Origin of the sequence: Archangium sp., from assembly GCF_036389735.1 — a bacterium.
Lineage (GTDB): Bacteria > Myxococcota > Myxococcia > Myxococcales > Myxococcaceae > Archangium.
Genome location: NZ_DASVWK010001089.1, coordinates 1 through 9,580, shown reverse-complemented (window position 1 = coordinate 9,580; position 9,580 = coordinate 1). Strand labels below are relative to the sequence as shown.

General features: G+C 69.8%; 8 protein-coding genes and 1 pseudogene. 3 read left to right on the top strand and 6 right to left on the bottom strand.

The features are described from left to right. The 3 genes and pseudogenes from VF794_RS39185 to VF794_RS39175 form a co-directional block, all read right to left on the bottom strand. Window positions 1-434 (bottom strand): annotated as a pseudogene (locus VF794_RS39185) (hypothetical protein); the annotation flags it as partial. A gap of 159 nt (window positions 435-593) precedes the next feature. Next, window positions 594-2,114, bottom strand: coding sequence for a HAMP domain-containing sensor histidine kinase (locus VF794_RS39180; protein ID WP_331118732.1), 1,521 nt, complete (start codon window positions 2,112-2,114; stop codon window positions 594-596). Between the two features lie 12 nt (window positions 2,115-2,126). Then, on the bottom strand, window positions 2,127-3,029 hold the full coding sequence (locus tag VF794_RS39175) for a LysR family transcriptional regulator (protein WP_331118730.1): 903 nt from the start codon (window positions 3,027-3,029) through the stop codon (window positions 2,127-2,129). Window positions 3,030-3,106: 77 nt separating this feature from the next. On the opposite strand from VF794_RS39175, the gene VF794_RS39170 reads away from it, so the two are divergent. Beyond that, window positions 3,107-4,309: a multidrug effflux MFS transporter gene (locus tag VF794_RS39170; protein WP_331118728.1), complete on the top strand. Its 1,203-nt coding sequence runs from the start codon at window positions 3,107-3,109 to the stop codon at window positions 4,307-4,309. A 5-nt stretch (window positions 4,310-4,314) separates the two neighbouring features. Here VF794_RS39170 and VF794_RS39165 read toward each other — a convergent pair whose 3' ends face one another. Further along, window positions 4,315-4,860 (bottom strand): hypothetical protein, encoded by a 546-nt coding sequence (locus tag VF794_RS39165; RefSeq protein WP_331118726.1) that lies wholly within the window; start codon window positions 4,858-4,860, stop codon window positions 4,315-4,317. A gap of 141 nt (window positions 4,861-5,001) precedes the next feature. Here VF794_RS39165 and VF794_RS39160 point away from each other — a divergent pair, with 141 nt between their 5' ends. Then, window positions 5,002-6,003 (top strand): NAD(P)H-dependent glycerol-3-phosphate dehydrogenase, encoded by a 1,002-nt coding sequence (locus VF794_RS39160; protein ID WP_331118724.1) that lies wholly within the window; start codon window positions 5,002-5,004, stop codon window positions 6,001-6,003. A 19-nt stretch (window positions 6,004-6,022) separates the two neighbouring features. Here VF794_RS39160 and VF794_RS39155 read toward each other — a convergent pair whose 3' ends face one another. After that, complete coding sequence (locus VF794_RS39155) at window positions 6,023-6,436, bottom strand: hypothetical protein (protein WP_331118722.1); 414 nt, start codon at window positions 6,434-6,436, stop codon at window positions 6,023-6,025. A gap of 63 nt (window positions 6,437-6,499) precedes the next feature. Then, window positions 6,500-8,251, bottom strand: a complete 1,752-nt coding sequence (gene hflX, locus VF794_RS39150; RefSeq protein WP_331118720.1) for a GTPase HflX — start codon at window positions 8,249-8,251, stop codon at window positions 6,500-6,502. Window positions 8,252-8,418: 167 nt separating this feature from the next. On the opposite strand from hflX, the gene proB reads away from it, so the two are divergent. Then, window positions 8,419-9,546, top strand: coding sequence for a glutamate 5-kinase (proB, locus tag VF794_RS39145; protein WP_331118718.1), 1,128 nt, complete (start codon window positions 8,419-8,421; stop codon window positions 9,544-9,546). Window positions 9,547-9,580: the final 34 nt, after the last annotated feature.

The window sequence follows — 9,580 nt, the reverse complement described above, 5'->3', positions numbered from 1 at the left end:
CCCTGGCGTAGCAGGGCAGCCTTTTCCTCAGGACTTATCAACTCCTTCTCCTTCGTCTCCCGATTGAAGCGATAGCGAGGCTCGAGGCTGAACCCTCCTGGACGAATCTCCTCCAGCTTCATCTGGGCGCACCGCAAGGCGGCCTCGTGCATCTCCAATCCCAGCCGGATGGCCCACGTGACGCTCCGGCCCTGCGCATCCACTGTCAGGCGCTTGCACTCAGCGGGGCTGGGCACCGGGCTCGCGAATACGCCTCCATGCTGGAGCAAAACGTCCGTGCGTGCCCGATCCGCGCACTCCTCCATTTCCTTCTTGAGGGAGAGCCGCGCCCTGTCATCCAGCACCTTCAGTGCTACTGCCGTCGAGGCGCCCGCCCCCACCGTCAATACGGCCCCGATGGCGATCGTCTTTCCGTGCAGCAGGACGCAAGACACGGGGTCTCGCACGCACTGCGCGCTCACCGAGTCCAGGGCATGGTGGCTGGGGACTTCCCGGCCGGGCACTCCCGCGCAGGCGCTCAGCCCCAGAACTCCGGCCAGGAGCCAGTGGGCCCGGGGTCTCGGGCCTTCTCTTGTCACTTCCAACGGGCTCACTCAGACCTTCTCCACGGGCAGCTGGATGGTGAAGCGGCTGCCCTTGCCCAGCTCGCTCTTGAGGGTGATGTAGCCGCCGTGTGCCTCCACGATGCGCCGGGCGATGGCGAGCCCCAACCCACTGCCCTCGGTGCGGCGGGTGAGCAGGTTGTCCACCCGGTAGAAGCGCTCGAAGATGCGTTTGCGGTCCCGCGGCGAGATGCCCACTCCATGGTCCTCCACCGAGAGGTCCACCCATCTTCCCCCAGCCTGGACGGTGAGGGCGATGCGCTTGTCGGCGCCGCTGTACTTGTAGGCATTCTGAAGCAGGTTGAGCAGTGCCCCGGCGATGGCGTCCCGGTCCACCTGCACCGGAGGCAGGCCCTCGGGCACGTCCACGGTGAGCCGCAGGTCGCCTTCCAGCCGCTGGGCGCGGAAGGCGGCCACGGCCATCTCCACCACCACGGACACCGGCTGGACTACCCGGTGGTACTCCTTGCGCCCGCTCTCGATGCGAGACCAGTCCAGCACCCGGTCGATGAGCGTGCTCAGCCGTTCCGTCTCGCGGGTGAGGAGCTGGAGCACCTCCTGTATCTGCGCCGGGTCCTTCACGCGGCCCAGGGCGAGCGTTTCGATGAACATGCGGATGGAGGTGACGGGGGTGCGCAGCTCGTGGCTCACCAGCGACACGAAGTCCGTCTTCATGCGCGACAGCTTGGCCTCGCGGTACAGCACGCGGCCCGTGTACACCACGCCGAAGGTGAGCGTGAGGTAGAAGAGGGCGAGCAGCACCGCGTACACCACGCGGTTGCGGGTGGAGGCCCGGGCCACGGGGTCCTCGCCCGTGGCGAGCACGCCCAGCCGGAAGTCCTGGAGCGGTGGGTTCAACATCCGCTCGGCGAGCACCGGCGTCCCGAGCGCGCTGGCCCGGGCCTGTGCCACCTCCGAGACGAGCTTGCCCATGAGCCCCTCTCCCGTGGTCTCGTGGCGGGGCAGGAGGGCGAAGCGCACGGGCTCGCTGGACGTCACCCAGCGCTCGGCGCGCTCGGCGAGCAGGGCCTCCACGGCCTCCTGGGACAGTCGCACCCCATGGACCTGGTTGCCCTGGCGCTCGGCGGCGATGAGCGCGGCGCGCCCGCCCACCATGAGGGAGAAGAGGGAGGTGCCGAAGGGGAAGTCCTCGGACGAGGACTCCACCGCCTCGAGGGCGGAGGCGAGCTCCGTGTCGCGTGTCCGCACCTGCGGACCCTCCACGTGGAAGGAGTGCGTGGAGAGGACGTGTCCCCCAGGGCCCACCAGTCGGGTCTCACCGTTCACCTGCTCGAACCTCGCGGAGCGCAGCGCGGCGGGCAGCTCCATGGAGAGGGCCTCCAACGTGCCCTGCCAGGCGGCCTCCAGCCGCTTCTCCACCGCGGCGCGCTCGTTGATGATGGCCACCACTCCGAAGCCGGAGAGTCCAGCCGAGGGGAGCACCACCAGGACGATGAGCAGCGCGAAGGTGCGCCGGAAGCTGAGGATGATGGACGACTGGGAGCGTGGCACGGCCCTTCTCCTTTACTCCCCCCGGAACAGCTTGCGGAAGTGCTCGGTCATGAAATCGATGAACACGCGGACCCTGTGGGGCAGGTGCTTGCGCTGGAGGTAGACGAGGGAGATGACGAGCGCTTCGGGCGCGTAGGCGTCGAGGACGGTGCGGAGCCGTCCCTCGCGCAGGTCCACGTCCACGAGCGAGCGGGGCAGCCGTGCCAGCCCCACGCCCTCGAGAGCCGCCTCGCGCAGCACGGCGATGTCGTCCACGACGAGCGTGCCCGAGGTGGGGACGATGACGGGGCCCTCCTCCATCCGGAAGAGCCACTTGCTGTTCTTCATGCGCAGGACGTTGTGGTGCACCAGGTCGTGAGGAACCCGAGGCGGGGTGTGCCGGGCGAAGTAGTCGGGAGCGCCGCAGATGAGCAGTCGCTCGGTGCCGAGCCGGCGCTCGATGAGTGAGCGCTCCTGGGGATGGGCGAGGATGCGCAATGCCACGTCGAAACCTTCCGCGAGCAGGTCCACCTGCCGGTCGGACACGGACAGGTCGACCTGCACCCGAGGGTAGCGCTCCGCGAACTCCTTGAGCATGGAGGCGAGGGGGTGCAGGGCGACGCCAACGGGGGCGGCGACGCGGACGGTGCCCTCCGGCAGGGTGCCGACATGGCCGAGGAGGTCGGAGGCCTCGTCCGCCACCGAGAGCAGGTGGGCACAGCGCTCATAGAGGCGGGCGCCTTCATGGGTAATGGACAGGCGACGCGTCGTCCGCTGGAGGAGTCGCACACCGAGCCGGCGTTCGAGCGCGGTGATGCGGGTGCTCACCGCCGATTTGGAAATGCCGAGCCGGGCCGCCGCGCCCGAGAACGAGTTGGCCTCCACGACGCGCGCGAACACGGTCATCGCCACGAGATCATCCAGGGATGCGCCCATGATTGTTCTCCTGGCGAAACAGTGTTTCCACGCCGAGGGCGTTGGTCTACCTGGGGCCGACCGTTAGAGAGTCTCGAATGAAAGCCCTGTTGACGTTCGTGCTGGGGGCGCTGACGGCCTTCGCCCCCCTCTCCATCGACATGTACCTGCCGAGCCTCCCCACGCTCCAGGGAGAGCTCGGGACGACCGCCACCGCGGCCCAGCTCACGCTGGCGGCGTTCATGGCGGGGCTGGGCGTCGGGCAGTTGGTCTATGGCCCCCTGTCGGACCGGTTCGGACGTCGACGCCCCCTCTTCGCGGGCATCGTGCTCTACGTCCTCGCGTCCGCCGCCTGTGCGTTCGCGCCGAGCATCCACTGGCTCATCGCGCTCCGGTTCCTCCAGGCCCTGGGTGGGGCGTGCGGAGTGGTCATCGCGCGGGCCATCGTCCGCGACCTCTACCAGGGCCGGGAGGTCGCCCGGGTGCTCTCCCTGCTCATGCTCATCATGGGCGCGGCGCCCATCCTCGCGCCGATGCTGGGGGGCTGGGTGCTGGTGTTCGCCGGGTGGCGGGCCATCTTCGGGCTGCTCGCGCTCATCGGCGGCATCGTCCTGGTGCTCTCGGTGGTGGCGATTCCGCGAGCGGCGCCCGGCTCCGGGCCCGCGGGGAGTCCCGTCTCCTTCGGCTCCAACCTCCGTGCCCTCTTCAAGGACCGGGGTTTCATCGCCGCCACGCTCGCGGGCGGTTTCTCGCAGTCGGGCATGTTCGCCTACATCTCCGGCGCGCCCTTCGTTTTCATGGAACTCCACCACATCTCGCCGGAGCGCTTCGCCTGGCTCTTCGGGATGAACGCCATGGGGCTCATCGCCGCCTCCCAGCTCAACCGGCGGCTGCTCTCCCGTTACTCGCCCGCGCGAATCGCCAACACGGCGGCGCTCTTCTCGGCCGCGATGGGGACCGTCCTCCTGGGGCTGGCGTTGACCGGGGTCGGGAGCGTCCTCACCCTCGTGCTTCCCTTGTTCCTCTTCCTCGCGAGTCTCGGCTTCATCGGGCCGAACATGGCCGCCCTGGCCCTGGAGGAGCATGGCTCCCGGGCGGGGGTGGCGTCCGCCATCCTCGGCTCCGCCCAGTTCGCCACGTCGGCCGCGGCCGCGTCGCTCGTGGGGCTCCTCAACGATGGCTCCATGTTCTCCATGGCGGTGGTGATGGGCGCGTGCGCCGCGGCGACGGGGGTGATGTCCTTCGTCGTGCTCGGGCGCGAGAAGGCCGCGGAAGACGCTGGCCCGCTCCAGGCCCGGTAACCGCCTCAGGGCTGGCCGGCGTCCGGGGGTGTGGCGGCCTGGGCGAGGCGCTCGCCATTGGTGGCGAAGAGCGTCATACGGGCGATGTCGAGCGCGCGCTCCTTGTCCCCGCCCAGCCAGGTGACGATGAGGCCACAGGGCGTGTCGTCATCCCAGGTGACGACCTGGAGCATGCCCGGCACGGGCTCGCGGCGGGCGGCGGCCTTGCCCAGCGCGGGCACCTCCACGCCTCCGGCGCGCAGGGTGGGGGCGAGCAGCTCCCGCACATCGGCGCCCTCGAAGCGCTTGCGGCAGTCGTAGGCGATGGAGACGGTGACGCCCTTCTGCTCCGCCGAGTGGAAGGTGCACAGCGGCCCGCAGGTGGGGCAGGGCCGCTCCTCCCGGAAGGTGAAGCCCGCGAGGGCCTCGCGCACCTCGAGGGGGAGGAGCGCCTCGCAGGTGAGGGCACTCTGGGGAGGCAGCACGCCCGCGTCCGCCGTCCCCGCGTCGCGCGAGCGGCATGCGCCGAGCGCCAGTGCCAGCACCACTCCCGCGCCCCTGCCTGCCCTCATCCCTGGATTCCTCCTGTGCGCACACCCCGCGCGAGGGCGCGGATGGTAGACCGTTCCACCCCCCAGGTGGCCACGGGAAGTGCGGCCTGCCCGCTGGTGGACTAAGCTGCGCGTCCCCCTCCCTGTCTGGAGATGTCTTCCATGCGCGCCAGTGTCATCGGCTCCGGCTCCTTTGGTACCGCTCTCGCCAACGTGCTCGCCGTGAATTGCGAGCAGGTGGGCTTGTGGGGTCGGGATGCCGCGCTCGCCGACGCCATCAACTCCCGCCACGAGAATTCCACCTACCTGCCCGGCATCCCCATCTCCTCGCGCGTCCAGGCCACGACGAGCCTGAAGGAGGCGCTGGAGGGCGCGGAGCTGGTGGTGCTGGCCACCCCCAGCCACGCCACGCGCGAGGTGGTGGCCCAGGCCCTGCCGTACCTGCCCCTGCACGCCCCCCTCGTCACGGTGGCCAAGGGCATCGAGAACGAGACGCTCCTCACCATGACGGAGCTGCTCGAGGACTGCCTGCCCGAGCAGTACCACCCCTACGTGGCCGTCCTCTCGGGGCCCAGCTTCGCCAAGGAGCTGGCCCAGCGCATGCCCACCGTCGTCACCATCGCCTCGCACTGGGAGAAGGTGGCCGTGCGCTGCCAGAAGGCGCTCCAGACGGAGACGTTCCGCTCCTACACGTCCAATGACGTGGTGGGGGTGCAGTACGGTGGCGCGCTGAAGAACGTCATCGCCATCGCCGCCGGCATGGCGGACGGGCTGGGCATGGGCCACAACGCCCGCGCCGCCATCATCACCCGCGGCCTGGCGGAGATTACCCGTCTGGCGGTGCGCAAGGGCGGCAACCCCCTCACGCTCTCGGGTCTGTCCGGCATGGGAGACCTGGTGCTCACCTGCACCGGCGAGCTGAGCCGCAACCGGCACGTGGGCATGGAGCTGGGCCGGGGCCGCCCGCTCAAGGAGATCCTCGGCGACATGAAGCAGGTGGCCGAGGGCGTGAAGACGGCGAAGAGCGCGCGCGACCTGGCGCGCAAGCTGGGCGTGGAGCTGCCCATCTGCGAGCAGGTGTACGCCATCGCCTACGAGGGCAAGAGCGCCCGCGCGGCGGTGGTGGAGCTGATGACGCGCCAGCCCAAGTCCGAGCTGGTGTGAAGGAGGGGCCGGGCGGCGTTCAGGCCGCGCGGCCGCCGATGCCCTTCACCCGCCAGACGGTGTGGCGCTGGGTGGTGACGTGCGAGATGAGCACGCCGTCGTCCTGCATCTGGTTGAGCAGGCGCACCAGCTTGCCGCGCTCCACGCCCATCGCGCTCGCCAGCTCCGGCGTCTGGAGACCGGCGGGGTAGCGCCGCAGCTCCTCGACGATGCGCCGCTTGAGCTCGTTGCGGGTGGCGCCATCGAGCTCCTGGGCCTTGGCGGTCTGGAAGATGGCGAGCGCCACCAGGCCGAGCACCATCAGGCCCAGGGAGGGGTAGATGATGTGGCTGTTGCGCTCGAGCAGCTCGAAATAGTTCTCGGAGCCCGAGTCGAGGCCGAGAAAGGAGAGCTGCGCGAGCAGGGCGGGCAGGATGGGCAGGGGGAGCGGCATGAGCACGGCACCGGGACTGTAGAGTGCCCCGGTGCCGGCCCGCAACCCAGGCCTCGGGCTTGCCTACCCCACGCCGAGGGTCTGCGAGGCTTCCTCGGCGAGCTCCTCGAGCTCCTCCGAGTCGTCCACGCCAGCCAGCTCCAGGGGGAGCGAGGCCTCATCGGCGACCACGCCGAGGTTGCGCGAGGCGCCCTCGGCGAAGAGGGTGGTGTCCGCCTTGACCAGCAGGGTGGACAGGCCCTCGCGCTGGGCGGCGCTGATGGCCACGCCGCCGCTGGTGCGCAGCAGCGACTCCACCTCCTCCTGGGACAGCAGGTCCGCCTTGTTCCACACCATCAGGCGGGGCTTCTCCATGAGGCCCAGCGATTCGAGGATGTTCTCGACGGCCTGCACCTGCTCGTCGCGCGACGGGTCGCCCGCGTCCACCACGTGCAGCAGCAGGTCCGCGTCGTACAGCTCCTCGAGCGTGGCACGGAAGGCGGCCACCAGGTCCTTGGGCAGGTCCCGGATGAAGCCCACCGTGTCGGTGATGATGACCTCGCGCTCCTGGGGGAAGCGCAGCCGGCGGCTGGTCGGGTCCAACGTGGCGAAGAGCTTGTTCTCCGCCAGCACCTCGGAGCCGGTGATGGCGTTGAGGAGCGTGGACTTGCCCGCGTTGGTGTACCCCACGATGGAGATGACGGGCAGGTCGCGGCGGTTGCGCTGGGCCCGGCGCACCTCGCGCTCACGCGAGAGCGAGTCGATGCGCTTCTCCAGGTTGTTGATGCGCTCGCGCGCGCGGCGACGGTCGATCTCGAGCTTCGTCTCGCCGGGGCCTCGCCCGCCGATACCACCGGCCAGACGGCTGAGCGAGGTGTCGCTCTGCACGAGCCGCGGCAGGCGGTACTTGAGCTGGGCCAGCTCGACCTGGAGCTTGCCCTCGGCGCTCTGCGCCCGCTGGGCGAAGATGTCGAGGATGAGCTGGCTGCGGTCGATGACCTTGAGGCTGGTGGCCTCGCTGATGTGGCGGCCCTGCGAGGGGGTGAGGTCCTTGTCGAAGATGAGGACGTCCGCCATGGCCTGCATGGAGCGCAGGTTGAGGTCTTCCAGCTTGCCGCGACCGATGAGGTAGCGCGGGTCGGCCTCGCGGCGCATCTGGAGCACGCTGTCGATGACCTGGACGCCGGCGGTGCGCGCCAGCTCCTTGAGCTCCTCGAGGCTGGCCTCGGCGAGGGCCCGGTTTCCGTCCAGGCACACGGCCACGAGGATGGCCTTCTCGCCACCGGACACGGTGCGAGCGGCGGCCTTGCGGCTGAGCTCCTGCTCCAACGCCTCCAGGGTGGCCAGCATGTCCGGCTGGTCATCATGGACGTTGGGCAGGGTGGAGACCTGCCAGAACTCCCCGGTGCCGTTCTCGGGCACGAGGTGGGCGTAATGCACGATTCCGGGCAGACCGCTGGAGCTCACGCCCACCGCGGCCACCAGGTCCAGGCGCAGCAGCGCGAGGTCCGTCAGGTCGTCCTTGGTGAGCGGCTCGCTCTTGAGGTGGGTGTGCACCAGACGCAGACCACGCAGACGCACCTGTCCGGCGCGGGCGCGGCCGATGTCCGGCAGCTCCAGCTTGTGGGCGTTGCCCACCACCACGTACTCGATGTCTCCCTTGCGGTTGACGAGGACGCCGACCTGACGGTTCAGCTCCCTCGACAGCTCGGTGAGGTGGCGGGCGAGTTCCGCGGAGATGATCTCATGCGGAGAGACGCGACGCCGGTAGGTATTGCGCAGCCGGCTCTGCTCGCTTGCCTTGAGTCCAAGAGTGTTGCCGTAGATTTCCTTCAAAAGTGTCCTTCTCCCGCGCGGGTGGAAGGCGTCCGCGCTCCGCCGTCGTCTACTCCCTTAACCAGGAGGATAGGTGCCTTCAGGCCCGGATTCATCTCCGGGTTGCCAAATGCCCGACCTCGTACAACAAGCACCCACGGCGTGGTGTTCCGTCATAGCGTTGGAGCGTGAACCTTTCCGGACGTGACGCGGTCCGCGCCGCTCGGCGCGTGGTGGTGAAGATTGGAACCAACGCCCTGACGAACGCCACGGGGCGCTTCAACCGGGCCCACTTCGAGGCGCTGGGGGAGGACCTGCTGTGGGCGGCCCAGGGGCGGGAGCTGGTGGTGGTGTCCAGCGGCGCCATCGCCCTGGGCGTGGAGCGGCTGGGGCTGCATGCGCGCCCCAAGGACATTCCCGGCAAGCAGGCGTGCGCAGCGGTGGGCCAGAGTCGCCTCATGCAGGCGTACGAGGAGACCTTCGGCAAGGAGGACCGGCGCGTGGCCCAGGTGCTCCTCACCCATGGGGACATGCAGGACCGGCGGCGCTACATCAACGTGAAGCATGCGCTGGAGCGCCTCATCGAGGCCGGCGTGGTGCCCATCATCAACGAGAACGACACCGTCTCCGTGGACGAGCTGAAGTTCGGCGACAACGACACCCTGGCCGCCCTCGTGGCCGGCGTGGTCGAGGCCGACGCGCTCATCATCCTCTCCGACGTGGAAGGGCTCTACACCGCCGACCCTCGCAAGGACCCGGAGGCCCGGCTGCTTCCCCAGGTGGATGCCGTGACGCCCGTGCTGCTCGCCCTGGCCGGCGGCTCCGGCTCGCAGGTGGGCACCGGCGGCATGGCCACCAAGGTTCGCGCCGCCGCCCGCGTCACCGAGCTCGGCGTCCGCTGCCTCATCACCTCCGGTGCCGTGCCCGGCCGCCTGCGCTCCGTGCTGTCCGGCGAGACCCTGGGGACGCTCTTCGAGACCACCGGCTCCCGGCGCAGCGCGCGCACGGCGTGGATCGCCCACGCGCTCAAGCCCAAGGGACGGCTCCTCGTGGACGCGGGTGCCCGCGATGCCATCGTCGTCGGCAAGCGCAGCCTGCTGCCCTCGGGCATCCGCTCGGTGGAGGGGGACTTCGAACGGGGAGACCCCGTGGACCTCGTGGACGAGCAGGGGCAGGCGTTCGCCCGGGGGCTCAGTGCCTATGAGGACGGGGAGCTGCGGCGCATCGCCGGGCTCAAGAGCACCGATATCGAGTCGGTGCTCGGCTACCGCTCCCTGGATGAGGCCGTGCACCGCGATGACCACGCGGTGCTGTAGCGCGGGGGGGCTCAGCGGCGGTTGGGCTCCGTGA